The organism is Burkholderia sp. SJZ089 (genome assembly GCF_007828315.1).
GTDB lineage: Bacteria > Pseudomonadota > Gammaproteobacteria > Burkholderiales > Burkholderiaceae > Burkholderia > Burkholderia gladioli.
On the sequence record NZ_VIUM01000011.1, the window covers coordinates 137,406 to 161,737 of the forward strand.

25 protein-coding genes and 1 other RNA gene are annotated in these 24,332 nt (G+C 68.5%); 13 read left to right on the top strand and 13 right to left on the bottom strand.

What is annotated here, in order from left to right:
- The first annotated feature begins 76 nt into the window (after nt 1–76).
- From FB600_RS21005 to FB600_RS21050, 10 genes are all read left to right on the top strand, one after another.
- Entirely contained in the window at nt 77–1,486 is a 1,410-nt protein-coding gene (locus FB600_RS21005) for an aminopeptidase P N-terminal domain-containing protein (protein WP_145757315.1), read from the top strand.
- Nucleotides 1,483–2,682: a UbiH/UbiF/VisC/COQ6 family ubiquinone biosynthesis hydroxylase gene (locus FB600_RS21010; RefSeq protein ID WP_145757316.1), complete on the top strand. Its 1,200-nt coding sequence runs from the start codon at nt 1,483–1,485 to the stop codon at nt 2,680–2,682. Before FB600_RS21005 ends, FB600_RS21010 begins: the two co-directional genes overlap by 4 nt.
- Before the next feature lie 262 nt (nt 2,683–2,944).
- Entirely contained in the window at nt 2,945–3,988 is a 1,044-nt protein-coding gene (dusB, locus tag FB600_RS21015; protein WP_013696669.1) for a tRNA dihydrouridine synthase DusB, read from the top strand.
- 4 nt (nt 3,989–3,992) lie between these two features.
- The gene (locus tag FB600_RS21020; protein ID WP_013696668.1) at nt 3,993–4,226 is read left to right on the top strand and encodes a Fis family transcriptional regulator; all 234 of its coding nucleotides are present in this window, start codon (nt 3,993–3,995) and stop codon (nt 4,224–4,226) included.
- A gap of 70 nt (nt 4,227–4,296) precedes the next feature.
- Nucleotides 4,297–5,862 carry a bifunctional phosphoribosylaminoimidazolecarboxamide formyltransferase/IMP cyclohydrolase gene (purH, locus tag FB600_RS21025; RefSeq protein WP_025096765.1) on the top strand — a complete coding sequence of 522 codons (1,566 nt, stop codon included), beginning with the start codon at nt 4,297–4,299 and terminating at the stop codon, nt 5,860–5,862.
- Nucleotides 5,863–6,036: 174 nt separating this feature from the next.
- Nucleotides 6,037–6,579 carry a crossover junction endodeoxyribonuclease RuvC gene (ruvC, locus tag FB600_RS21030; protein WP_013696666.1) on the top strand — a complete coding sequence of 181 codons (543 nt, stop codon included), beginning with the start codon at nt 6,037–6,039 and terminating at the stop codon, nt 6,577–6,579.
- Between the two features lie 76 nt (nt 6,580–6,655).
- Nucleotides 6,656–7,237: a Holliday junction branch migration protein RuvA gene (gene ruvA, locus FB600_RS21035; RefSeq protein WP_013696665.1), complete on the top strand. Its 582-nt coding sequence runs from the start codon at nt 6,656–6,658 to the stop codon at nt 7,235–7,237.
- Between the two features lie 100 nt (nt 7,238–7,337).
- Nucleotides 7,338–8,405, top strand: coding sequence for a Holliday junction branch migration DNA helicase RuvB (ruvB, locus tag FB600_RS21040; protein ID WP_047835634.1), 1,068 nt, complete (start codon nt 7,338–7,340; stop codon nt 8,403–8,405).
- 21 nt (nt 8,406–8,426) lie between these two features.
- A complete protein-coding gene (locus FB600_RS21045; protein ID WP_096749730.1) occupies nt 8,427–9,431 on the top strand; it encodes an oxygenase MpaB family protein in 1,005 nt (334 codons plus the stop codon).
- Between the two features lie 167 nt (nt 9,432–9,598).
- Nucleotides 9,599–10,702 (top strand): ParB/Srx family N-terminal domain-containing protein, encoded by a 1,104-nt coding sequence (locus tag FB600_RS21050; RefSeq protein WP_098154550.1) that lies wholly within the window; start codon nt 9,599–9,601, stop codon nt 10,700–10,702.
- 63 nt (nt 10,703–10,765) lie between these two features.
- Here the strand turns inward: FB600_RS21050 and FB600_RS21055 are convergent, their stop codons facing one another.
- Genes FB600_RS21055 through tyrS form a run of 3 tightly spaced genes read right to left on the bottom strand, consistent with a single transcriptional unit; the run spans nt 10,766 to nt 13,166 of the window.
- Nucleotides 10,766–11,425 carry a histidine phosphatase family protein gene (locus FB600_RS21055; protein WP_047835637.1) on the bottom strand — a complete coding sequence of 220 codons (660 nt, stop codon included), beginning with the start codon at nt 11,423–11,425 and terminating at the stop codon, nt 10,766–10,768.
- 41 nt (nt 11,426–11,466) lie between these two features.
- On the bottom strand, nt 11,467–11,928 hold the full coding sequence (gene dtd / locus FB600_RS21060; protein WP_096749733.1) for a D-aminoacyl-tRNA deacylase: 462 nt from the start codon (nt 11,926–11,928) through the stop codon (nt 11,467–11,469).
- Nucleotides 11,925–13,166: a tyrosine--tRNA ligase gene (gene tyrS, locus FB600_RS21065; RefSeq protein WP_145757317.1), complete on the bottom strand. Its 1,242-nt coding sequence runs from the start codon at nt 13,164–13,166 to the stop codon at nt 11,925–11,927. The genes dtd and tyrS overlap by 4 nt, the downstream gene beginning before the upstream one ends.
- A gap of 153 nt (nt 13,167–13,319) precedes the next feature.
- On the opposite strand from tyrS, the gene FB600_RS21070 reads away from it, so the two are divergent.
- Entirely contained in the window at nt 13,320–14,489 is a 1,170-nt protein-coding gene (locus FB600_RS21070) for an anhydro-N-acetylmuramic acid kinase (RefSeq protein WP_096749734.1), read from the top strand.
- 118 nt (nt 14,490–14,607) lie between these two features.
- Here the strand turns inward: FB600_RS21070 and erpA are convergent, their stop codons facing one another.
- The 3 genes from erpA to rplM form a co-directional block, all read right to left on the bottom strand.
- Nucleotides 14,608–14,982, bottom strand: a complete 375-nt coding sequence (erpA, locus tag FB600_RS21075; RefSeq protein ID WP_047835639.1) for an iron-sulfur cluster insertion protein ErpA — start codon at nt 14,980–14,982, stop codon at nt 14,608–14,610.
- A 201-nt stretch (nt 14,983–15,183) separates the two neighbouring features.
- The gene (gene rpsI, locus FB600_RS21080; protein ID WP_013696656.1) at nt 15,184–15,576 is read right to left on the bottom strand and encodes a 30S ribosomal protein S9; all 393 of its coding nucleotides are present in this window, start codon (nt 15,574–15,576) and stop codon (nt 15,184–15,186) included.
- Nucleotides 15,577–15,586: 10 nt separating this feature from the next.
- A complete protein-coding gene (rplM, locus tag FB600_RS21085) occupies nt 15,587–16,015 on the bottom strand; it encodes a 50S ribosomal protein L13 (protein WP_012734653.1) in 429 nt (142 codons plus the stop codon).
- A gap of 637 nt (nt 16,016–16,652) precedes the next feature.
- Between rplM and FB600_RS21090 the strand changes: the two genes are divergently transcribed.
- Entirely contained in the window at nt 16,653–17,117 is a 465-nt protein-coding gene (locus FB600_RS21090) for an OsmC family protein (protein ID WP_172878680.1), read from the top strand.
- Nucleotides 17,118–17,205: 88 nt separating this feature from the next.
- Here FB600_RS21090 and rnpB read toward each other — a convergent pair.
- From rnpB to pyrC, 3 genes are all read right to left on the bottom strand, one after another.
- Nucleotides 17,206–17,619: RNase P RNA component class A (gene rnpB, locus FB600_RS21095), an RNA gene on the bottom strand.
- A gap of 155 nt (nt 17,620–17,774) precedes the next feature.
- Nucleotides 17,775–18,614 (bottom strand): DUF3025 domain-containing protein, encoded by an 840-nt coding sequence (locus FB600_RS21100; protein WP_145757319.1) that lies wholly within the window; start codon nt 18,612–18,614, stop codon nt 17,775–17,777.
- Entirely contained in the window at nt 18,611–19,687 is a 1,077-nt protein-coding gene (gene pyrC / locus FB600_RS21105; RefSeq protein ID WP_145757320.1) for a dihydroorotase, read from the bottom strand. The genes FB600_RS21100 and pyrC overlap by 4 nt, the downstream gene beginning before the upstream one ends.
- Nucleotides 19,688–19,890: 203 nt before the next feature.
- On the opposite strand from pyrC, the gene FB600_RS21110 reads away from it, so the two are divergent.
- Nucleotides 19,891–20,841 carry a class II glutamine amidotransferase gene (locus tag FB600_RS21110; RefSeq protein ID WP_046576935.1) on the top strand — a complete coding sequence of 317 codons (951 nt, stop codon included), beginning with the start codon at nt 19,891–19,893 and terminating at the stop codon, nt 20,839–20,841.
- Nucleotides 20,842–20,983: 142 nt separating this feature from the next.
- Here FB600_RS21110 and FB600_RS21115 read toward each other — a convergent pair whose 3' ends face one another.
- The 4 genes from FB600_RS21115 to FB600_RS21130 form a co-directional block, all read right to left on the bottom strand.
- Nucleotides 20,984–21,709 carry an amino acid ABC transporter ATP-binding protein gene (locus FB600_RS21115; RefSeq protein WP_013696650.1) on the bottom strand — a complete coding sequence of 242 codons (726 nt, stop codon included), beginning with the start codon at nt 21,707–21,709 and terminating at the stop codon, nt 20,984–20,986.
- Entirely contained in the window at nt 21,706–22,383 is a 678-nt protein-coding gene (gene gltK / locus FB600_RS21120; RefSeq protein WP_025096777.1) for a glutamate/aspartate ABC transporter permease GltK, read from the bottom strand. Before gltK ends, FB600_RS21115 begins: the two co-directional genes overlap by 4 nt.
- Entirely contained in the window at nt 22,383–23,123 is a 741-nt protein-coding gene (locus tag FB600_RS21125) for an amino acid ABC transporter permease (RefSeq protein WP_013696648.1), read from the bottom strand. The genes gltK and FB600_RS21125 overlap by 1 nt, the downstream gene beginning before the upstream one ends.
- A gap of 85 nt (nt 23,124–23,208) precedes the next feature.
- Nucleotides 23,209–24,102, bottom strand: a complete 894-nt coding sequence (locus FB600_RS21130; protein ID WP_098154552.1) for a glutamate/aspartate ABC transporter substrate-binding protein — start codon at nt 24,100–24,102, stop codon at nt 23,209–23,211.
- Nucleotides 24,103–24,332 lie beyond the last annotated feature (230 nt).

Below are 24,332 nucleotides of genomic sequence, written 5' to 3' on the forward strand. Positions count from 1 at the left end.
CCGGGCGCCATTCGGCGGCCCGCGCGGCGGTACCGGGGAGCGGGCGCGGCGCCCGCCACAGCGCTACAATCGCGCCATGAACGCCACCACCGAAACCGCCCTCGCCCCCGACGTCTACCGCCAGCGCCGTGCGCGCGTGCTCGCCGCGCTGCGCGCGGCAGGCGGCGGCGTCGCGATCGTCCCCACCGCCCAGGAAGTGATGCGCAACCGCGATGCCGGTTACCCGTTCCGGCACGACAGCTACTTCTATTACCTGAGCGGCTTCTGCGAACCCGACGCGCTGCTGGTGCTCGACGCGAGCGCCGCCGAGGGCGAGCCGCAATCGATCCTGTTCTGTCGTGCGAAACATCCCGAGCGCGAGATCTGGGAAGGTTTCCACTACGGGCCCGAAGCCGCGCGCGAGGCCTTCGGCTTCGACGCCGCCTTCCCCAACGACGCGCTCGACGCCGAGCTGCCGCGCCTGCTGGCCGACGCGGGCGCGGTGCACTACCGCTTCGGCGCCTCGCCCGAGCTCGAGCGCAAGCTCGCCGGCTGGCTCGACGCGGTGCGCGCCAAGGCCCGCTCGGGCGTGGCCGCGCCGGCCTCCGCCCACGATCTCGCGCCGCTGCTCGACGAGATGCGGCTGGTGAAGGACGCCCACGAGCAGGCCATCATGCGCCGCGCCGCCAGCATCTCGGCCAGCGCACATCGGCGCGCGATGGCGGCCACGCGCCCCGGCATTCGCGAATACGAGATCGAGGCCGAGCTGCTGCACGAATTCCGCCGCCACGGCTCGGCCGGTCCCGCCTATGGCTCGATCGTCGCGGCCGGCGCCAATGCCTGCGTGCTGCACTACCCGGCCGGCAACGCGGTGGCGCGCGACGGCGACCTGATCCTGATCGACGCGGCCTGCGAACTGGAGGGCTACGCCTCCGACATCACCCGCACCTTCCCCGCCAACGGCAAATTCTCGGGCCCGCAGCGCGCGCTCTACGACATCGTGCTGGCCGCGCAGGCCGCCGCCGCCGCCGCCACGCGCCCCGGCGTGCCCTTCGAGGCGCCGCACGAGGCGGCGGTGCGCGTGCTCGCGCAGGGCCTGCTCGACACCGGCATCGTGCCGAAGTCGCGCTTCGCGAGCGTTGACGACGTGATCGCCGAGCGCGCCTACGCGCGCTTCTACATGCATCGCACCGGCCACTGGCTCGGCATGGACGTGCACGATTGCGGCGACTACCGACAGCGCGACGCCGAACGCGACGCGCAGGGCATGCTGCCGTGGCGCGCGCTGCGCGAGGGCATGGCGCTGACCATCGAGCCGGGCCTCTACGTGCGCGCGGCCGACGACGTGCCGGCCGAATTCCACGACATCGGCATCCGCATCGAGGACGACGCCTTCGTGACGGCCGACGGCTGCGAGCTGATCACGCGCGAGGTGCCGGTGGCGGCCGACGAGATCGAGGCGCTGATGCGCGACGCCCGCAGCAACTCGGGCACGCTCGCGCGATGACGCCGGCTTCCACCACCCACGCGCCGTTCGACGCCGATATCGCCATCGTCGGCGCGGGCCCGGTCGGGCTCGCGCTGGCCGGCTGGCTGACGCGGCGCAGCGCGACGCAGGCGCTGTCGACGGTGCTGGTCGATGCGCGCGATCCCTCGGCGAGCCTCGGCGACCCGCGCGCGATCGCGGTCTCGCACGGCAGCCGCGTGCTGCTCGGCGCGCTCGGCTGGCCCGCCGACGCGACGCCGATCCGCCATATCCACGTCTCGCAGCGCGGCCACTTCGGCCGCACCCTGATCGACCGCGATGAACACGGCGTCGATGCGCTCGGTTACGTGGCGCGCTACGGCTCGCTGGTCGACACGCTGGCACGCGCGGTGCGCGGCACCCGCGTGCAGTGGCTGACCTCGACCAGCGCGCGCGCGCCGCGGCAGGACGCCGAGGGCGTGACGGTCACGCTGGACACCCCGCAAGGCGAGCGCGTGCTGCGTGTGCGCGCGCTGGTCAACGCCGAGGGCGGCCTGTTCCAGGACACGCCACGCGACGAGGCCGGCGACACGCGCCATCGCCGCGACTACGCGCAAACGGCGATCGTCGGCACGGTGAGCGTCTCGGCGCCGAAACCGAACGTGGCCTGGGAGCGCTTCACCGCCGAAGGCCCGCTCGCGCTGCTGCCCACCGGCGGCGCCGGCCAGGCCGACTACGCGCTGGTCTGGTGCTGCTCGCCCGCCGAGGCCGCGCGCCGCGCGACGATGCCCGACGAGGCCTTCCTCGAGGAACTGGGCATCGCCTTCGGCGAGCGCATGGGCCGCTTCACGCGCATCGTCGGCCGCGCGGCCTTCCCGCTCGGGCTGGCCGCCGCGCCGACCCTGGTCAAGGGCCGCATCGCGATCGTCGGCAACGCCGCCCAGACGCTGCACCCGGTGGCCGGCCAGGGCCTGAACCTGGGCCTGCGCGACGCGCACACGCTGGTGGACACGATCTCCGAGCATGGCGCCACGCCGCTCGCGCTGGCCGCCTTCAACACGCGCCGCGCGCTCGACCGCCGCCTCACGATCGGCGCGACCGATACGCTGGCGCGCCTGTTTACGGTCGAATCGCGCGCGCTCGGGGCGCTGCGCGGCGCCGCGCTGAGCGCGCTCGAGTTCGTGCCGCCGCTCAAGACGGCGATCGCGCGACAGATGATGTTCGGCCAGCGGCGCTGAACCCGCGACGGGGCCATGCAGGGCCATGCGCGGCGCGGCGGGCCGCCCGGCGTGGATCCGCCCCGATTTTTCGGCCGCGCGCGCAGCGCGGCTTTCGCCGCCCGCCATCGCGCGCCGTCACCGCGATTTCATCAAAGCTTCATCGCGATTTGACGTTAGTCGACAATTACGCCCGCCCGGCCCCTCGCCCGCTTACGGTAAAATGCGCGTTTTCCCTCCGCCCGATCCCGGCCCGCGTCCACGCGCGGGCGCTGCCATTGCGATGCCCGTTCTCGGCTCTCACGTCCTGCGCAACAACCTGTTCGTCGCCCCCATGGCCGGCGTCACGGACCGCCCGTTCCGCCAGCTCTGCAAGCGGCTCGGGGCCGGCTACGCCGTCTCCGAGATGGTCGCCTCCAACGCGCAGCTCTGGAAGAGCGAGAAGACCATGCGACGCGCCAACCACGCCGGCGAGGTCGAGCCGATCGCCGTGCAGATCGCCGGCGCCGATCCGGCCATGATGGCCGAGGCGGCGCGCTACAACGTCGCCAACGGCGCGCAGATCATCGACATCAACATGGGCTGCCCGGCCAAGAAGGTCTGCAACGTCGCGGCCGGCTCGGCCCTGCTGCAGAACGAGCCGCTGGTGGTGCGGATCGTCTCGGCGGTGGTGGCGGCGGTCGGCAGCGGGCCCGACGCGGTGCCCGTCACGCTGAAGATCCGCACCGGCTGGGACCGCGACCACAAGAACGCGCTGACCATCGCGCGCCTGGCCGAGGAGGCCGGCATCTCGATGCTGACCGTGCACGGCCGCACCCGCGCCGACCTCTACCGCGGCGAGGCCGAATACGAGACCATCGCCGCCGTGAAGGCCTCGGTGAAGATCCCGGTGGTCGCCAACGGCGACATCACCTCCCCGCGCAAGGCACGCGCCGTACTCGACGCCACCGGCGCCGACGCGCTGATGATCGGTCGCGCCGCGCAAGGCCGGCCCTGGTTGTTCCGCGAAATCGATCATTTCCTGCAAACCGGCGAAACCCTGCCGGCGCCGAGCGTCGACGAGATCCAGCAACTGCTCAACGAGCACCTCGAGGATCACTACGCGTTCTACGGTGAATTTACCGGCGTACGTACTGCGCGCAAGCACATCGGCTGGTACACTCGCGGCCTTTCGGGCGCCAACGCATTCCGGCACCGGATGAACACGCTCGATACCACACGCGAACAGCTTGCCGCCGTCAACGACTACTTCGACGCGCAGCGCGCCCTGTCCGATCATCTCGTCTATGTCGACGACGAGGACAGCGCAACCGACCCTATTCAATAGCAGCATGAGCAAGCACAACATCGAACAATGTGTCCGCGACAGCCTGGACGTGTATTTCCGGGATCTCGACGGCTCCAATCCGCATGATGTCTACGACATGGTGATGTCCTGCGTCGAGAAGCCGATGCTCGAGGTGGTGCTCGAACAGGCGGGCGGCAACCAGTCGCTCGCCGCCGAGTACCTCGGCATCAACCGCAACACCTTGCGCAAGAAGCTGCAGCAGCACGGGCTGCTGTAGTCCGGCGGGCTCGCTCGCGCGGCCGCTTCGTTCCCGTTTTCCTGGCTATTGGCTACTGGTGCTCCCCATCATGATCAAGCAAGCGCTCCTCTCCGTTTCGGATAAAACCGGCATCGTCGAATTCGCGACGGCCCTCTCGCAGCAGGGCGTCAAGCTGCTGTCGACGGGCGGCACCGCGAAACTGCTCGCCGAGGCGGGCCTCCCGGTGACCGAAGTGGCCGACTACACCGGCTTCCCCGAAATGCTCGACGGGCGCGTGAAGACGCTGCACCCGAAGGTGCACGGCGGGATCCTGGCGCGCCGCGACCTGCCCGAGCACATGCAGGCGCTCGACGCGCACGGCATCCCGACCATCGACCTGCTGGTGGTGAACCTGTACCCGTTCGTCGCGACCATCGCCAAGGACGACTGCACGCTGGCCGACGCGATCGAGAACATCGACATCGGCGGCCCGACCATGCTGCGCTCGGCCGCGAAGAACCATCGCGACGTGACGGTGATCGTCGACCCGGCCGACTACGCCGTGGTGCTCGACGAGATGAAGGCCAACGGCAACACGGTCGGCTACCCGACCAACTTCCGTCTCGCCACCAAGGTGTTCGCGCATACCGCGCAATACGACGGCGCGATCACCAACTACCTGACCAGCCTGACCGAGGAGCTGCAGCACGCCACGCGCCAGCCCTACCCGGCCACGCTGAACCTGGCCTTCGACAAGGTGCAGGACCTGCGCTACGGCGAGAACCCGCACCAGAGCGCCGCGTTCTACCGTGACCTGGCCGCGCCGGCCGGGTCGCTCGCGAACTACAGCCAGTTGCAGGGCAAGGAGCTGTCCTACAACAACATCGCCGACTCCGACGCGGCCTGGGAATGCGTGAAGACCTTCGACGTCCCGGCCTGCGTGATCATCAAGCACGCCAACCCGTGCGGCGTGGCGCTCGGCGCGGATGCGGCCGAGGCCTATGCCAAGGCCTTCCAGACCGATCCGACCTCGGCCTTCGGCGGCATCATCGCGTTCAACCGCGAAGTGGACGAAGCCGCCGCGCAGGCGGTGGCCAAGCAGTTCGTCGAAGTGCTGATCGCGCCGTCCTTCTCGGCCGCGGCGCGCCAGGTGTTCGCCGCCAAGCAGAACGTGCGCCTGCTCGAGATCGCGCTGGGCGACGGCTTCAATGCCTTCGACCTGAAGCGCGTCGGCGGCGGCCTGCTGGTGCAGTCGCTCGACTCGCGCAACGTGCAGCCCGATGAACTGCGCGTGGTCACCAAGCGCCAGCCGACCCCGAAGGAACTCGGCGACCTGCTGTTCGCCTGGCGCGTGGCCAAGTTCGTCAAGTCGAACGCGATCGTGTTCTGCGGCAACGGCATGACGCTCGGCGTCGGCGCCGGCCAGATGAGCCGCGTCGACTCGGCGCGCATCGCCGGCATCAAGGCGCAGAACGCGGGCCTCACGCTGGCCGGCTCGGCAGTCGCCTCGGACGCCTTCTTCCCGTTCCGCGACGGCCTCGACGTGGTGGTGGCCGCCGGCGCGACCGCGGTGATCCACCCGGGCGGCTCGATGCGCGACGACGAAGTGATCGCAGCGGCCGACGAACACGGCATCGCGATGGTGCTGACCGGCATCCGCCACTTCCGCCACTGATCGCGCGCCTTCGGGCGCCCGCCCGGCGCACTGGCGCCGAGGCACGAAACGGCGGCCGGGCCCTGCCCCGCCGCCGTTTTTCATGCCCGGCCGACGGCCATTCGCCTGCCGTGCCGGCGATCGTTGTACCATCGCCCCATCCACGGCCTTTCCTCCCGCTCCCATCGGTTCTTCATGCGTATCATCGGCATCGACCCCGGCCTGCGCGTCACCGGCTTCGGCGTGATCGACGTGCAGGGCAGCCGGCTCGCCTACGTGACGAGCGGCGTGATCCGCACCCCGAGCGCCGAACTCTCGGTGCGCCTGGGCACCATCTTCGACGGCGTCTCGACCCTGGTACGCGAGTACCGGCCCGACCAGTCGGCGATCGAGAAGGTGTTCGTCAACGTCAATCCGCAATCCACCCTGTTGCTCGGCCAGGCCCGCGGCGCGGCGATCTGCGGCCTGGTGGCAGGCGGCATGGCGGTGGCCGAGTACACGCCCACCCAGTTGAAGCAGGCGGTGGTCGGCTACGGCCGCGCAACCAAGGAGCAGATGCAGCAGATGGTGGTGCGCCTGCTCGGCCTGTCGGGCCTGCCCGGCACCGACGCGGCCGACGCGCTGGGCATGGCGATCTGCCATGCGAATGCCGGCGACGCGCTAGCCACGCTCGGCGGCCTGGCCCCGGCGCTCGGCAAGAAGGGCTATCGCGTGCGGCGCGGCCGGCTGGTCGGCTGAAGCCGCCGCGGCGCGTACCGCGCCCGTGCCTGCGCTACACTCGCGCTTTCCGTCCCTCCTCGTTCCCGTCCTCGCCATGATCGGTCGCATTGCCGGCACCCTGCTCGAAAAGAATCCGCCCCACCTGCTCGTGGACTGCAACGGCGTCGGCTACGAGCTCGACGTGCCGATGAGCACCTTCTACAACCTGCCGCACACGGGCGAGCGCGTGGTGCTGCTCACCCAGCTGATCGTGCGCGAGGATGCCCACCTGCTGTACGGCTTCCTGACGCCGCAGGAGCGCACCACCTTCCGCGAGCTGCTGAAGATCAGCGGGATCGGCGCGCGCATGGCGCTGGCCGTGCTCTCCGGCATGAGCGTGCAGGAGCTCTCGCAGGTGGTCACCCTGCAGGACAGCGCGCGCCTCACGCGCCTGCCCGGCATCGGCAAGAAGACCGCCGAGCGCCTGCTGCTGGAGCTCAAGGGCAAGCTCGGCGCCGATCTCGGCGAACTGGCCGGCCAGGCCTCGCAGTCGGACCACGCGGCCGACATCCTCAACGCGCTGCTCGCGCTCGGTTATTCGGAAAAGGAAGCGCTGGCCGCGATCAAGAACGTGCCGGCCGGCACCGGCGTGTCCGACGGCATCAAGCTCTCGCTGAAGGCGCTCTCGAAGGCCTGAGGCGGCGGCGCGAATCCACGGCTTCGCGGCGTCGGCGGCGGCGCGCGGGTCGGCCGTTCGGCCGATTCTTGGGCGGCAGGCCGCGCGGTACAATGCGCCCATGATCGAAACCGACAAACTCGCCGGCGAACGCGTGATCGCCGCCACGCCCGCCTCGTCGCACGAGGAGGCGTTCGAACGCGCGCTGCGCCCGCGCCAGCTCGACGAATACGTCGGCCAGGAAAAGGTGCGCGGCCAGCTCGAGATCTTCATCGAGGCCGCCAAGCGCCGCTCGGAAGCGCTCGACCACGTGCTGCTGTTCGGCCCGCCGGGCCTGGGCAAGACCACGCTCGCGCACATCATCGCGCGCGAGATGGGGGTGAACCTGCGACAGACCTCGGGCCCGGTGCTGGAGCGCCCGGGCGACCTGGCCGCCCTGCTCACCAACCTCGAAGCCAACGACGTGCTGTTCATCGACGAGATCCACCGGCTCTCGCCGGTGGTCGAGGAAATCCTGTACCCGGCGCTCGAGGACTACCAGATCGACATCATGATCGGCGAGGGGCCGGCCGCGCGCAGCGTCAAGCTCGACCTGCAGCCCTTCACCCTGGTCGGCGCGACCACCCGCGCCGGCATGCTGACCAATCCGCTGCGCGACCGTTTCGGGATCGTCGCGCGGCTGGAGTTCTACGACGCAGGGCAACTGTCGCGGATCGTCCAGCGCTCGGCCTCGCTGCTGCAGGCCCGCATCGATCCGCAAGGCGCGCTCGAGATCGCGCGCCGCTCGCGCGGCACGCCGCGGATCGCCAACCGCCTGCTGCGCCGCGTGCGCGACTACGCCGAGGTCAAGGCCGACGGCGCGATCACCGCCGAGGTGGCCGATGCGGCGCTGGCGATGCTCGACGTCGATCCGGTCGGCTTCGACCTGATGGACCGCAAGCTGCTCGAGGCGATCCTGCACAAGTTCGACGGCGGCCCGGTCGGCGTCGACAACCTGGCCGCGGCGATCGGCGAGGAACGCGACACCATCGAGGACGTGCTCGAGCCCTACCTGATCCAGCAGGGTTTCCTGCAGCGCACGCCGCGCGGGCGGGTTGCCACCCTGCTGACCTACCGGCACTTCGGCCTGCCGGTGCCTGATAGCGGCAGTCCCGCGCATGGCGTGCCCGACGCCGACCAGCCGCGCTAGCCGGGCAACGGGAGCCAAGAGATGTCCGAGCCGCCGCGTGAACCCAGCACCAGCGCCCCCGGACATCGGCTCGCCGAGCGGCTGCGCCGCCATCTCGCGGACGGCATCACCCTGCTCACCTCGGGCGGCGGCGGCCCGAGCATCGATTTTTCCTCCCCGCCCGGCGATCCGGGGCTGTTCGGTCCCGAGGCCGTCTGCTGGCGCGTGCATGGCGACTTCACCTCGATGATGGCGGGCGGCATCGCCGCGCTGCTGCTGCAGGCCCTGCATCCGCTGGCGCTGGCCGGCGTCTGGGACCATTCGAGCTTTCGCACCGACATCCTCGGCCGGCTGCGTCGCACCGCAACCTTCGTCGCCGGCACCACCTTCGGCAGCCAGGCCGACGCGCTGGGCCTGATCGCGCGCGTCAGGTCGATCCACGACGGCGTGACGGGCACCGCCCCGGACGGCAGGCCCTATCGCGCCAGCGACCCGGCTCTCCTGACCTGGGTGCACGTGGCCGAGGTGTCGAGCTTCATGGCCGCGCACCTGCGCTACGTGAACCCCGCCCTGGGCGGCGAGGAACAGGACCGCTACTACGCCGAGACGGCGCGCATCGCGATGCTGCTGGGGGCCGGGCAGGTGCCGGTCTCGCGCGCCGGGATCCGCGCCTATCTCGAACGGATGCGCGGCGAGCTGATCGCCAGCGAGCGCACCCGGGAGGTGATCCGCGTGCTACGCGACACGCCGGTGCCGCGCCCCTCGATGCGGCCGGCGCTGCGCCTGCTGTTCCATGCCGGCGTCGACCTGCTGCCAGACTGGGCGCAGGTCCAGCTCGGGCTCGCTTCGCTGGCACCGGTCCGGCGCGTGGTCGCGCGACCGGGCGTGAGGCTGGTCGCCCCGGTGCTGCGCTGGGCGCTCGTCAACGGCGCCTCGCGGCGCGCGCGAAGGCGCGTGGCGGCAGGCGCCGCCCCGGCCGCGACCGGCGGCGAGCCGCCCGGCCAGGCCGCGGATCCACGCACCGAAACCGGCCCGTCCTCGCGTTAGATCCGCAAGGCAGGCTCGCGCGCCTCACGCCTTACCGCCTGCTGTCGACAGACTTGCGATCGCGATCGACATCATTTCAAATCGCTGTCACATCGAACCGGCAAGCTGGCGCCTTTTCGCGCGCCGCCCGTGCCGCGCCGCCGTCACTCTCACCGACCGCTCACACCATGCCTGTCTCGCTCAGCCGTCTCGCCCTGGCCGCATCGTTCTCGTCCCTGCTCGCGCTGGCCGCCTGCGGCGGCGACGGCACGGCAGCCACGCCCTCGCTCGCCGCCGCGCCGGCACCGGCCTCGTCGACCTCCACCACGCCGGCCACGCCCGCTCCCACGCCCGGCAAATGGCAATCGGCCAGCGCCGGCCAGATGCTCGACGTCGCGCTCGGCGAGCTGCACCCGACCCAGGCCGCGCTCGGCTACGACCAGATCTATTACAAGCTCGGCCGCTACGAACTCGACCCGACCAAGAAGTTCGATGACTTCTGCGCCGACGAAGGCCTCGGCGGCCTGGTCTCGGGCAGCTCGGGCGCAGGCTCCAAGTTGAGCGACGCGAGCAGCTATGCCTGCAGCACCAGCGACGCGAGCAAGCGCGACACCAGCGTGCTGAACCCGGTGGTGATCGGCCCGAACGGCGACACGCTCTACCTGACCGACGGCCACCACGGCCTGTCGACCTATTACGAGGTGCCGGACGGCGGCGCGGCGCTGCATGTGCATGTGATCGTCAAGGACAACCTGAGCGGCTACAGCGGCAGCGCGTTCTGGGCCGAGATGCAAAGCCGCGGCTACACGCGCCTGAAGGACGCCAGGGGCGCGGCGATCACGCCGGCGCAACTGCCCACCGGCCTGGGCCTCAAGCTCGGCATGCAGGACGACGTCTATCGCTCGCTCGTCTATTTCACGCGCGACATCGGCTACAGCAAGCCGACGCCCTCCACCGACTTCCTCGAGTTCTACTGGGCCGACTGGCTGCGCGCGAACTTCCCGCTGTCGGGCTACACGCTGGGCAAGCTCGGCGCGACCGACCCGGATCCGGCCACGGCCGACACGGGCTACCTGAACGCGACCTGGAACGCCTCGCTGAAGATGGTGGCCACCACCGATCCGGTGATCGACGGCAAGAGCGGCGCCGCTCTCGGCCGCCTCGCGCAGATCAACGCGGGCAAGAAGTACGGCAAGGGCACCTTCGGCGACCTGATCGCGCCGATCACGGCCTCCAAGCCCGGCAAGCTCGCCTACACGCTCGACTACAAGACGCGTCACGGCATCCGGTAAGAACCGCGCGCCAAATGCAAACGGCCCCGCCTGAGCGGGGCCGTTTGCCTTCGCGGACGCGCTTCAGAGCACCTTGCGGTAGCCGTCGTCGTCGCTCTCGCCGCCGAGATGGTCGACATCGGCCCAGCGCAGGATGCGCGGCGCGTCACCGTCGAATTCGACCAGGTTGATGCTGGTGTTGAGCAGCGCGTACTGGCGCGGCGCCTCCAGCGGCAGCGAGGCCGCGCGGCGATAGACGCAGTCGAGCACGCCGCCGTGCGTGACGATCGCGATGCGCCCGCCCGGATGCGCGGCCACGATCGGCGCGATCGCGGCCAGCACGCGGTGATGAAAGGCGCGATGCGATTCGCCGCCCGCCGGCTCGAAGCCCGGGTCGCGCGTCTGCCAGTGCGCGTAGGCATCGGGAAACAGCTCGGCGATCTCGCGGCTGTCGTGGCCCTGGAAGGCACCGTAGTTGCGCTCGCGCAGCCCTTCGCCCAGGGCCACCGGCAAACCCAGCGCGTCGGCGCTCGGCTGCGCGGTCTGGCGCGCGCGCTGCAGGTCGCTCGAATAGATCGCGTCGAGCCGCGCGCCCTCGCCGGCCTCGCGCGCGAGCCGCTCGGCCAGGCGCGCCGCCTGCTCGACGCCGGTCTCGGCGAGCGGAATGTCGATATGCCCCTGGATGCGCTTGATGCGGTTCCACGGCGTCTCGCCGTGACGGATGAAGAGGATTTGCGTGGTCATCGATGTCGCGAAGCGTGAAACGGGCCGTCGCTGCGCCGCCCTCAGGACGGGCGCACCTGCAGCCAGAAGGTGACGGGGCCGTCGTTGACGAGCGAGACCTGCATGTCGGCGCCGAACTCGCCGGTCTCGACGATCGGGTGACGCGCGCGTGCGGCCTCGACGAAGTACGAGAACAGCCGCGCGCCTTCCTCGGGCGGCGCGGCCGGGGTGAAGCTGGGCCGCATCCCGCTGTGGGTATCGGCCGCCAGCGTGAACTGCGAGACCAGCAGCAAGCCGCCCGCCCGACCCGTGCCGTCGAGGTTGCTGAGCGGCAGGTTCATCTTGCCGGCCGCGTCGCTGAACACGCGATAACCGAGCAGCTTGGTCAGCAGCTTGTCGGCCGCGGCCTCGTGATCGCCGCGCTCGGCGCAGACCAGCGCGAGCAGGCCCGCGCCGATCTCGCCCGTGACGCGCTCGCCGACGCGCACCTCGGCGCGCCGCACACGCTGGATCAGCGCGATCATGCGCCGAGCGTGACGCGTGCGAAGCGGCGCTTGCCGACCTGCACCACGTACTCGCCGGCCTCGACCTTGAGGCCCTTGTCGGACACCGTGGCGCCGTCGATCTTCACGCCGCCCTGCTCGATGTTGCGCAGCGCCTCGCTGGTCGAGGGCACCAGCCCTGCCTGCTTGAGCAACTGGCCGATCGCGAGCGGCGCGCCGCCCAGCGTGACGGCCGGGATATCGTCGGGCACGCCGCCCTTGGCGCGGTGGTTGAAGTCCTCCAGCGCGCGCTCGGCGTCGACCTGCGAGTGGAAGCGCGCGACGATCTCCTGCGCCAGCAGCACCTTGAAGTCGCGCGGGTTGCGGCCCGCCTCGATCTCGGCCTTGAACCCGGCGATCTCGGCCATCGGGCGGAACGACAGCAGTTCGAAGTAACGCCACATCAGCACGTCCGAGATGCTCATCAGCTTGCCGAACATGTCGGTGGGCTTCTCGCTGATACCGACGTAGTTGGCCTTGGACTTCGACATCTTCTCCACGCCGTCCAGGCCCTCGAGCAGCGGCATGGTCAGGATGCACTGCGGCTCCTGGCCATACTGCTTCTGCAGCTCGCGGCCCACCAGCAGGTTGAACTTCTGGTCGGTGCCGCCGAGCTCGAGGTCGGCGTTGAGCGCCACCGAGTCGTAGCCCTGCATCAGCGGGTAGAGGAATTCGTGGATCGAGATCGGCACGCCGCCCTGGAAGCGCTTGGTGAAATCCTCGCGCTCGAGGATGCGCGCCACCGTGTAGCGCGAGGCCAGCTTGATCATGCCGTCGGCGCCGAGCGGCATCGACCATTCGCTGTTGTAGCGGATCTCGGTCTTCTCGCGGTCGAGCACCAGCGCGGCCTGCTCGAAGTAGGTCTTGGCATTGGCCTCGATCTGCTCGCGCGTGAGCGGCGGGCGCGTGGCGTTGCGGCCCGAGGGATCGCCGATCAGCGAGGTGAAGTCGCCGATCAGGAAGATCACCGTGTGGCCCAGGTCCTGCAGCTGGCGCATCTTGTTGAGCACCACGGTGTGGCCGATGTGGATGTCGGGCGCAGTCGGATCCAGGCCCAGCTTGATCCGCAGCGGCGTGCCGCTGGCTTCGCTGCGCGCCAGCTTCTGCGCGAACTCGTCCTCGATCAGCAGCTCGTCGACGCCGCGTTTCGTGATCGCGAGCGCTTCGCGCACGCCGTCGGTGATCGGCAGTGCCGGCTTCGTTTGGGAATCTTGGCTCATCGGGGGCGGGAACGAGGTTAGTCGGGAAAACCGGGATTTTCCCATAACTCGCGCGCGGACCGGTATCGCTTAACGGCGCGCTCGCTTGCGCGGATAATCGGGACACCCGCGGCCGGGCATGTCGCCCGCGCGCATCACGACAGGAGCGAAACCGTGGCGTCCAATCCAGCCAAGCGCACCCAGCCGGGCCATCCCGCCGATGGCGTCTATTTCGGGCTGATGTCCGGCACCAGCATGGACGGCTGCGACGGCATCGCCGTGCGCTTCGCGGCCGGCGAGCCGCCTGCCGTGCTGGCCGAAGCCTTCGTGGGCTTCGCCGATTCGCTGCGCGAGGCGCTGTTCGCGCTGCAGCAGCCCGGCAGCGACGAGATCGAGCGCGAATCGCTGGCCGCCAATGCGCTGGCCGCGCGCTACGCGGTCTGCTGCCACGAGCTGCAGCGCGCCGCCAACCTGGGCCCCGCCGACGTGCACGCGATCGGCGTGCATGGCCAGACCGTGCGGCACCGCCCCGAGCGCGGCTACACGCGCCAGACCAACAACCCGGCCCTGCTCGCCGAACTCACGCATATCGACGTGATCGCGGATTTCCGCAGCCGCGACATCGCCGCCGGCGGCCAGGGCGCGCCGCTCGCGCCGGCCTTCCACGCCACGCTGTTCGGCTCGCCCGAGGAAACGCGCGTGGTCTGCAATCTCGGCGGGATCAGCAATATCACGCTGTTGCCGGCGCAGGGCGCGCACGGCAACGCCGGCGTGCGTGGCTTCGACTGCGGCCCCGCCAATGCCCTGCTCGATGCCTGGGCACTGCGCCACCTCGGCAAGCCTTACGACGAGGGCGGCCGCTTCGCCGCGCGCGGCAAGACCGATACGGCCCTGCTCGCCGCGTTGCTCGCCGAGCCCTATTTCGACCTGCCGCCGCCCAAGAGCACGGGGCGCGACCTGTTCAATCCGGATTGGCTCGAGGCTCGCCTGCAGGCCTTCGCCCAGGCGGCCCCCGAGGACGTGCAGGCCACCCTGACCACACTCACGGCCGTCACGGTAGCGCGCGAGATCGCGCGACATGCGCCCGATTGCCGGGCCGTCTATGTGTGCGGGGGGGGCGCGCGCAACCCGGTGCTGATGAGCGCGCTCGGCGATGCGCTGGCCGCCGCCGGGCTGAGCGCCTCGCTCGACACCACGGCGGCGCTCGGCGTGCCGCCGCAGCAGGTCGAGGCGATCGCCTTCGCCTGGCTGGCCTATCGCTTCACGGCGCGCCTGGCCGGCAACATCCCCGGCGTGACGGGCGCCGCCGGCGAGCGCGTGCTCGGCGCGCTGTATCCACGCTGAATCCCGCCGAGCCGTTTCTGTACGGCGCGGAAACGACAAAAACCCCACGCACGGCGTGGGGTTCTGCATGCACGGGCCGCCGCGACGGCGCCCGCGCGAACCGCTCAGTCGAGCCGGCTCAGACCGAGAACGACGAACCGCAACCGCAGGTGGTGGTCGCGTTCGGGTTCTTGATCACGAACTGCGCGCCGTTCAGGTCGTCCTTGTAGTCGATCTCGGCGCCGACCAGGTACTGGTAGCTCATCGAGTCGATCAACAACTGGACGCCGTTCTTGACCATCACGGTGTCGTCCTCGTTGACTTCCTCGTCGAAGGTAAAGCCGTACTGGAAGCCGGAGCAGCCGCCGCCCTGCACGAACACGCGCAGCTTCAGCTCGGGGTTGCCCTCTTCGTCGATCAGTTGCTTGACCTTGTCGGCCGCCGAGTCGGTGAAGACGAAGGGCAGCGGCATTTCGGTGGCGGTGGTAACCGCGGATTCGGTGACAGCGTTCATTGCGAACTCTCCAGAAAACTCTAGCCGCTATTGTAGGGCGGTTCCGAAGATCGTGCCGAAGTCCGCGAAATCAAGCGGTTCGCGCCCTCATTCACACGCCGCGGGCACGCTCCTCGACCGGTTCCGGCCATAAAAAAACCGCCAGTCGATGACTGGCGGTTTTCGTCGGCGCATCGCCCTGGGGCGAGCTGCCGGAAGCGCTTAACGCTTCGAGAACTGCTTGGCGCGACGTGCCTTGCGCAGACCCATCTTCTTACGCTCGACTTCACGCGCATCGCGCGTCACGAAGCCGGCCGTCGACAGTTGCGGCTTGAGCGTCGCGTCGTAGTCGATCAGCGCGCGAGTGATGCCGTGACGCACTGCGCCGGCTTGACCCGTCTCACCGCCGCCCGTGACGTTGACCTTGATGTCGAACGTCTGGCCGTGGTTCGTCAGCTCGAGCGGCTGGCGCACGATCATCAGCGAGGTTTCACGCGAGAAGTAGTCAGCGATGGGCTTGCCGTTGACGATGATGTCGCCCTTGCCAGCCTTGATGAAGACACGAGCGACTGCGCTCTTGCGGCGGCCCGTACCGTAGTTCCAGTTACCGATCATGTGGGTCCCCTTAGATCTCGAGCGCCTTCGGCTGTTGTGCCGAATGCGGATGCGTCGCTTCTGCGTAGACCTTCAGCTTCTTGATCATCGCGTAGCCGAGCGGGCCCTTCGGCAGCATGCCCTTGACCGCCTTCTCGAGCGCACGGCCCGGGAAGCGTTCCTGCATCTTGCCGAACGTCGTTTCATAGATGCCGCCCGGGTAGCCCGAGTGACGGTAGTACTTCTTGTCGAGAACCTTGTTGCCCGTGACCTTCAACTTGCTCGCGTTGATGACGATGATGAAATCACCGGTGTCGACGTGCGGGGTGAACTCAGGCTTGTGCTTGCCGCGCAGACGGCGTGCCACTTCGCTGGCGACACGGCCGAGAACCTTATCCGTCGCGTCAATCACGTACCATTCGCGCGTCACCTCATGGGCTTTTGCGGAAAACGTCTTCATGATCGATCCAAAAATAATGACTGCTGCCCTTGTTTTTTCCTGCTTGGATTGGTTGCGCTCTGGGCGCTGTGCAGGCTCTCCCTGGTCTTCTCCGCGGGCATGAATGCGGAAAACCCTGAATTATAAAGGAAATCTGCGGGAGCGGTCAAAGAAATCAAGGTCTCGCGCGGGAACCGGCTCGAGACGCCTCGATGAGGCAAGATCGGCTCGTATCGAGCCCCGTTTCTCGCGGTTCGAACCAGCGTCCGGGGACGGGTCGAAAGCCGCCTTCGCCTGCACGTCCGGCGGCAGCGGGCGAATGGACGAAAAAAAGCCCGAACCATCGTTCGGGCTTAATCCACCTTTGGAGGAGGGTGGAGGAGACATGCCGGGATTGCCGCAGCGCGACAATCGATGAGGAAAATTATAGGAACCTGGGCAGCGCAACACAAGCAAATCTATATAGTGAAAACGCCAACCATAATATGAAATTCTCATAAAGATCGTTGCCGTTTCCGCAATCTCCATTGAAATCAGCCCCTTAGCCATCATCTCCAGGACCAGGGCGCGCCACCGTCCGGAGGACAAGCTCGGGCGACGCGACGAGACCGCCGCCGTTCCCGCAGCGCATCAGCCGAGCCTGGTGACGCGGGCTACAATGCCGGTTCGCAATCGAATCGGCAAACGCTGGAGCACACGCATGGAATGCAAAGTTAGCTGGATGGGCCAGGATGGCATGGCGTTCGTCGCCGAGACGGGCAGCGGCCATCTGGTGACGATGGACGGCGCCCCCGAGGGCGGCGGCCACAACCTCGCCGCGCGCCCGATGGAAATGGTGCTGCTCGGCACCGGCGGCTGCACCGCCTACGACGTCGTGCTGATCCTCAAGAAGAGCCGCCAGGAAGTGACGGGCTGCTCGGTGTCGCTGAAGGCCGAGCGGGCCAGCGAGGATCCCAAGGTGTTCACCAGGATCCACTTCCACTTCACCGTGAAGGGCCGCAACCTGAACCCGACCACGGTCGAGCGCGCCATCAACCTGTCGCACGACAAGTACTGCTCGGCCTCGATCATGATCGCCAAGACGGCCGAGCTGACGCATTCGTTCGACATCGTCGCCGACTGAGGCCGGCCGGCGCGCCCGCGCGCCGAAAACCCACGCGCCAAAGCAAAAGGCCGGCGCCCTTGCGGGGCGCCGGCCTTTTTCGATCCAGCGGCAAAGCGGGCCGATAAGCCGGATTCTGTGCACCTCGCGCGTCCAGGACGCGCAAGGCGTGGCAGTCATTCCTCTAGGCGCGCCATTGCTGACGCGCTCAAGCTTCCTACCCGCAGGCGAAACGGGGGCACCGTCCTGCATCGCGAGGATGCGCGCCTGCCTACTTGGAATTGCTCCGGGTGGAGGTTACCGTGCCGGCATACGTCGCCGCAGCCGCGGTGCGCTCTTACCGCACCGTTTCACCCTTACCTGATCCCGGCTTGCGCCGGGCCATCGGCGGTCTGTTCTCTGTTGCCCTGTTCCGCGTGTCACCACGGATGGCCGTTAGCCATCACCCTGCCCTGGCGGAGTCCGGACTTTCCTCGCCCCGCGCGGCCGAAACCGCGCAGGCCGCGACTGCCTGGCCCACTTTGCGAGGCGGATTCTAGCATCGACGGGGTCGCGCCGCGAGCCGGGGATGGCAGACGTGGCCGTTTCGCGTCGGGAAGTCGCCGTGATTGCAGCCTGATCGATCGGGGTCGAATCGCCCAGCAATCCCGCCGCGGCCGGCCGGGCCGGACGTCGCGCTCAGGCCGGCTGGCGCCGCCCGGGGCGGAATACCTGCGCGTCCTCGTAGAAGCGCGGATCCTGGTTGGCCGGCCACCAACCCGGCACGCCGAGCACCGGCAGCGGCGCGAAACCGCGGCTCGAGGGCAGGCGCGCGTCGAAACCGGCGGCGACATGGGCATCGAGCCAGCCGCGCCGCGCGCCCTCGTCCCAATCGAAATAGGCGGGCGGTGCCGCGACGATCCAGGCATGCGCGGTGCAGGCCTTGTAGGGCTGCACCAGCTTCTCGAGCAGCGCATGGCCGACCAGCCGCAACTCGCAGGCCCGGCCCCAGGCCGCGCGCGCCTCGACGAACAGCGCCTGCCAGCCGAAGCACCGCAGCGCCTCGCCGAGCGCGGGATCGGCGCACACGAACAGCGCGCCGTTCTCGTCGAGGAGGGTCAGCGCGTCGCGCAGCCCACCACGCGCGCCGCCCACGCCGAGCGTGTCGATCGCCTCGGCCTGCCGCGCGTTGATGGCAGCCTTGAAGCGCGGGTAGGCGAACCAGACCAGCGCATTGAAGAAATCGTGAAGGTTATGACGGGTGGGCACGCCGCCGGTGGCGGCGATCTGCGTCTCGTAGGCGACGCCGGGCGGCAGCTCGGACTGCGCGATGAAGCGCAGCGGCCGGCCGCGCCCGGTCGCGATGCCGGCCGCGGCCGCATCCCCGCCCAGGGCCGCCAGCCAGTCGGCCTCGCCGGCCAGCGCCGCGGCCTGCCAGCGCGGGCCGCGCGCCGCGAAGGGCGCGAGCCACGGCGCGGCCCAGTCGATCGCATCGAAGCCGGGCGCGGCCGCGCGTGCGCCGCCGCCCCCCGCGTTCACGCGAGACGCCAGCCGATCGACTCGCCGCCGCGCAGCGGCACCACCGAGGTGTCGCCGGCCTCGACCGTGGCCGGCAGTTGCCAGCTCTCGCGACGCAGCGTGACTGTCTCGCTGGCGCGCGGCAGGCCGTAGAAATCGGCGCCGAAGAAGCTCGCGAAACCTTCCAGCTTGTCGAGCGCGCCGACTTGGTCGAAAGCCTCGGCATACAGCTCCAGCGCGTGCAGCGCCGTGTAGCAGCCGGCGCAGCCGCAGGCGGCTTCCTTGGCGTTCTTCTCGTGCGGCGCGCTGTCGGTGCCGAGGAAGAAGCGCGGATTGCCCGAGGTGGCCGCCTCCACCAGGGCCACGCGATGGGTCTCGCGCTTGAGCACCGGCAGGCAGTAGTAATGCGGCCGGATCCCGCCGGTGAAGATCGCGTTGCGGTTGTAGAGCAGGTGATGGGCCGTGATGGTGGCGCCCAGCGTGCCGGGCGCGGCGTCCGCATCGCGCACGTAGTCGGCCGCGTCCTTGGTGGTGATGTGCTCGAAGACCACCTTGAGCGCCGGGAAATCGCGGCGCAGCGGCGTCATCACGCGGTCGATGAAGACATTCTCGCGATCGAACAGGTCGATCTCGGCATTGGTCACCTCGCCGTGCACCAGCAGCGGCATGCCGACTTCCTGCATCGCCTCGAGCGCGCCGGCACACTTGCGCAGGTCGGTCACGCCGGCATCGGAATTGGTGGTGGCGCCGGCCGGATAGAGCTTCACGCCGTGCACGAAGCCGCTCGCCTTGGCGCGGCGGATCTCGTCGCCGGGCGTGTTGTCGGTCAGATAGAGCGTCATCAGCGGCTCGAAGCGCATCCCGGCCGGCACGGCGGCGAGGATTCGCGAGCGATAGGCCTCGGCCTGCGCGGTGGTGGTGACCGGCGGCTTCAGGTTCGGCATGATGATCGCGCGGCCGAACTGGCGCGCGGTATGCGGCAGCACCGCGGCGAGCATCGCGCCGTCGCGCACGTGCAGGTGCCAGTCGTCGGGGCGGGCGAGGGTCAGCGAGGAAACGGGAGACACGGCGGGAGCGGCGTTCGGAGCGGTCATGGGGCGTCGTAGGGATGGACGGGCGGCGGGCCGGCGGCGGCCGCGTTCGTGCCCCGTGGCCGTCGGGAGTGACGGAAAACCGCAACACGGGGCCGTGCGCACGCGGGTTCCGCTTCAGCCGCCCGGGGCTCGGTGATATGCTTGAATCCGTCATTGTACCGGTTCCGCCCGGTGTCCCCCCTGCCTGACCTGCCGCAACACCTATGTGCCAACTCTTCGGAATGAACTGTGCCGAGCCCACGGACGTGACCTTCTCGTTCACCGGGTTCGCGGCCCGCGGCGGGCTCACGGATCATCACAAGGACGGCTGGGGCATCGCGTTTTTCGAGGACAAGGCCTGCCGCCTGTTCCTCGACCATCAGTCATCGGCCACCTCGCCGCTGGCCGAGATGGTCAAGCGCTATCCGATCAAGTCGAAGAACACCATCGCGCACATCCGCAAGGCCACGCAGGGCGCGATCCTGCTCGAGAACAGCCATCCCTTCATGCGCGAGCTGTGGGGCCGGCACTGGATCTTCGCGCACAACGGGGACCTGCCCGGCTACGCGCCCACGCTCGAGGACGGCGTCTACCAGCCGGTGGGCACCACCGATAGCGAGCGCGCCTTCTGCGTGCTGATGCAGGGCCTGCGCGACACCTTCCCGGGTGCCCAGCCGCCGCTGCCCGAGCTGTTCGAGCGGCTCGCCGAGCTGACTGAAGAGATCACCTCGCACGGCGTGTTCAACTTCCTGCTGTCCAACGGGCAGGCGCTGTTCGCGCACTGCTCCACACGCCTTCATTACCTGGTGCGCCGCTGGCCGTTCTCGACCGCGCACCTGATCGACGAGGATCTCTCGATCGATTTCGCCAAGTACACCACGCCCGAGGATCGGGTCGCCGTGATCGCCACCCAGCCGCTGACCGACGACGAGGTCTGGACCGCCTTCGAGCCGGGCCAACTGATGATGTTCCAGTGCGGCGACGTGGCCGCCAGCACGCGCGTGAAGGTGCCCGAGATCGTACTGGAGAAGCTGCGCAATCCCTCGCTCGACCCTTCCGCCTCGCAGAACTGCCAGCGTGCCGCCGCGGTTGCCGCCAGCACCGCGCTGGGCGACGTCACGCTCGCGGCGGCCGCCGCCGAAGTCGCGGCCGGCGACGATCCCACCGATTTCTGAGTACCGCGCGGCCCGGGCCGCGCCCTGCCCGCTTCCCGTCTTCTCCGCCACCCACGCGATCGCGTCGATTCCGGCGCCGAAACGAAAAAACGCCCGGCACGAAGCCGGGCGTTCCGCTTGTGGCGACCGCGGCCGCGATCGATCAGTGCAGGATCTTCGCCAGGAAGTCCTTGGCGCGATCCGACTTCGGATTGGCGAAGAACTCGTCCTTGCGGTCGTCCTCGACGATGGCGCCCTTGTCCATGAAGATCACGCGATGGGCGACCTTCTTGGCGAAGCCCATTTCGTGCGTCACGCACATCATGGTCATGCCTTCCTGCGCGAGCTCGACCATCACGTCGAGCACCTCGTTGATCATCTCGGGGTCGAGCGCCGAGGTGGGCTCGTCGAACAGCATCGCGATCGGGTCCATCGACAGCGCGCGCGCGATCGCCACGCGCTGCTGCTGGCCGCCCGAGAGCTGGCCGGGAAACTTGTGCGCATGCGCCTTCAGGCCGACGCGGTCGAGCAGCTTGAGGCCCTTCTCGTTGGCCTCGTCCTTGCCGCGGCCGAGCACCTTGATCTGCGCGAGCGTCAGGTTTTCCGTGATCGACAGATGCGGGAACAGCTCGAAGTGCTGGAACACCATGCCGACCTTCGAGCGCAGCTTGGAGAGATTGGTGCGCTTGTCGCCGACCGATTCGCCGTTGACCAGGATCTCGCCCTGCTGGAACGGCTCGAGACCGTTCACGGTCTTGATCAGGGTGGACTTGCCCGAGCCCGAGGGCCCGCACACCACCACCACCTCACCCTTCTTCACTTCCGTCGTGCAGTCGGTCAGCACCTGAAACTGGCCGTACCACTTCGAAACATTCTTGATGGAAATCATCTTGTGACCTTTTTCTGGAGACCCTTGACGAGCGCGGAGGCGAGCACGCACACGACGAAATAACAGGCGCCCGCGAACAACACCATCTCGACGCTGGTACCGTCGCGATCGCCGATGTTGGTGGCGGTGCGGAAGAAGTCCGCGAGACTGATCACGTAGACCAGCGAGGTGTCCTGGAACAGCACGATCGCCTGCGTGAGCAGCAGCGGCACCATCGCCCGGAAGGCCTGCGGCAGGATCACGAGACGCATTGCCTGCCCGTAGCTCATGCCGAGCGCGAACGCCGCATTCGCCTGGCCGCGCGGCACCGCCTGGATGCCGGCGCGGATGATCTCGGAATAATACGCGGCTTCGAACAGCGAGAACGCGATCATCGCCGAGGCGAGCCGGATATCGATGGTCGGCGACAGCCCGAGCACCCCCTGCAGCACCTGCGGCACGATCAGGAAGAACCACAGCAGCACCATCACCAGCGGGATCGAGCGGAACACCGTGACGTAGAGTCGCGAGAACCATTGCAGCGGCTTCACCCCCGAGAGCCGCATCAGGGCCAGCAAGGTACCCCAGACGATGCCGACCACGATCGCCAGCACGGTGATCTGCAGGGTGACGATCGCGCCGGTCCACAGCGAGGGCAGCGCCCCCGGGATTCCACTCCAGTCGAAATCGTGCATCACTTGCCTCCGATATAGCCGGGCAGGCGCGTCTTCGCCTCGACCCAGCGCATGAAGGCCATCACGACCAGGTTGATGATCACGTAGGCGAGCGTCACCGCGATGAAGGACTCATAGGTCTGCGCGGTGTAGTCGACCAGCTGCCGCGCCTGCGCGGACAGGTCGAGCAGGCCGATCGTGGAGGCCACCGCCGAATTCTTGAAGATGTTCAGGAACTCGGAGGTGAGCGGCGGCACGATGATCCGGTAGGCCACCGGCAGCAGCACGTAGCGATAGGTCTGCCATTCGGTGAAGCCCATCGCCAGGCCCGCCGCGCGCTGGCCCTTGGGCAGCGCATTGATGCCCGAGCGCACCTGCTCGCACACGCGCGCGCCGGTAAACAGCCCCAGGCAGACGATCGAGGCGGTGAAGAACTGCGTGCCCGGCGGCAACTGTTTGATCCAGGTGCCGATCGAGGCGGGCAGCAGCTCGGGCACCACCAGGTACCAGACGAAGAACTGCACGATCAGCGGGATATTTCGAAAGATCGACACATACAGCGTGCCGATCGCGGACAGGCGGCGATCCTGCACCGTCCGCAGCACGCCGAACAGCGAGCCGACGATCAGCGCGATCACCCAGGCGGCGAGCGAGACCTTGATCGTCACCCAGAAGCCCGACAGCAGCCAGCCGAGATAGGTGGTCGGCTCGCCCGTCGAAACGGGGCTCAGGAAGATGCCCCAGTTCCAGTGGTAAGACATGATGGACAAGACTCCGGCAAAAAGAAACGGAAGAAGCACATGCCTCTTCCGTTGCGTGAGAGCGTGGGGTGGTGACCCGCGAAACTCAGTCGAGCGCCTTGTCGTTCGGGTTCGCGTACAGCTTCTTCATCGAATCCGACAGCGGGAAGTTCAGGTTCAGGCCCTTCGGCGGGATCGGCTTCTCGAACCAGGTGGTGTAGAGCTTGGCGGCCTCGCCCGACTTCTCGAGCTCGGTGATTGCGCCGTCCACCACCGCCTTGAAGGCCGGATCGTCCTTGCGCATCATGCAGCCGTAGGCTTCTTCCGATTGCGGCGTGCCGACGATCACCCAGTTGTCGGGCTTCTTCGCCTTGGCGCGTTCGCCGGCCAGCAGCGCGTCATCCATCATGAACGCGACCGCGCGGCCCGTCTCCAGCGTCTGGAACGATTCGCCGTGATCCTTCGCGCTGATGATGCTCATGCCCATCTGCTTGTCGTTGTTCATCGCGCGCAGCAGACGCTCGGAGGTGGTGCCGGCGGTGGTCACCACGGTCTTGCCCTTCAGGTCGGCGAAGTCCTTGATGCCCGAATCCTTGGACGTCATCAGGCGCGTGCCGATCACGAAGTAGGTGGTCGAGAAGGCAGCCTGCTTCTGGCGCTCGAGGTTGTTGGTGGTCGAGCCGCATTCGATGTCGACGGTGCCGTTCTGCACCAGCGGGATGCGGTTCTGCGAGGTGACGGGAATGTCCTTGATCTGCAGGTTGGGCAGGTTCAGCTTCTTCTTGACCGCGTCGACGACCTTCATCTGGAAGTCACGCGCGTAGCCGATCACCTTCTGATTCTGGTCGTAGTACGAAAACGGGATCGACGACTCGCGGTGGCCCAGCGCGATCACGCCGGTGTCCTTGATCTTCTTCAGCGTTCCCGTTTCCTGCGCCATGGCGCCGCCGGCAAACGTGGCGAGAGCAGCGGCCAGCAGCAGCGCTTTATTGAAATTCATCTGGTATCTCCTAGGGCTAAGCTTTGGCAGTCTAGCAAAGTAACTTTTTTGAAAGAAATTATTATTAACCCGCTGTTCTTCCGGCGCCACGGCTTCTGTCGGCCGCGGTGGGTGCGCATCCGAAGCTTGATCCGGATGCGCGAAGCGGGCGCCACCGAATCCGGTGGCGCCCGCCAGGCGCTGGCGTCACGGCCGGTAGGCCGCGATGCCGTGTCGATCGCTCGCTCGCG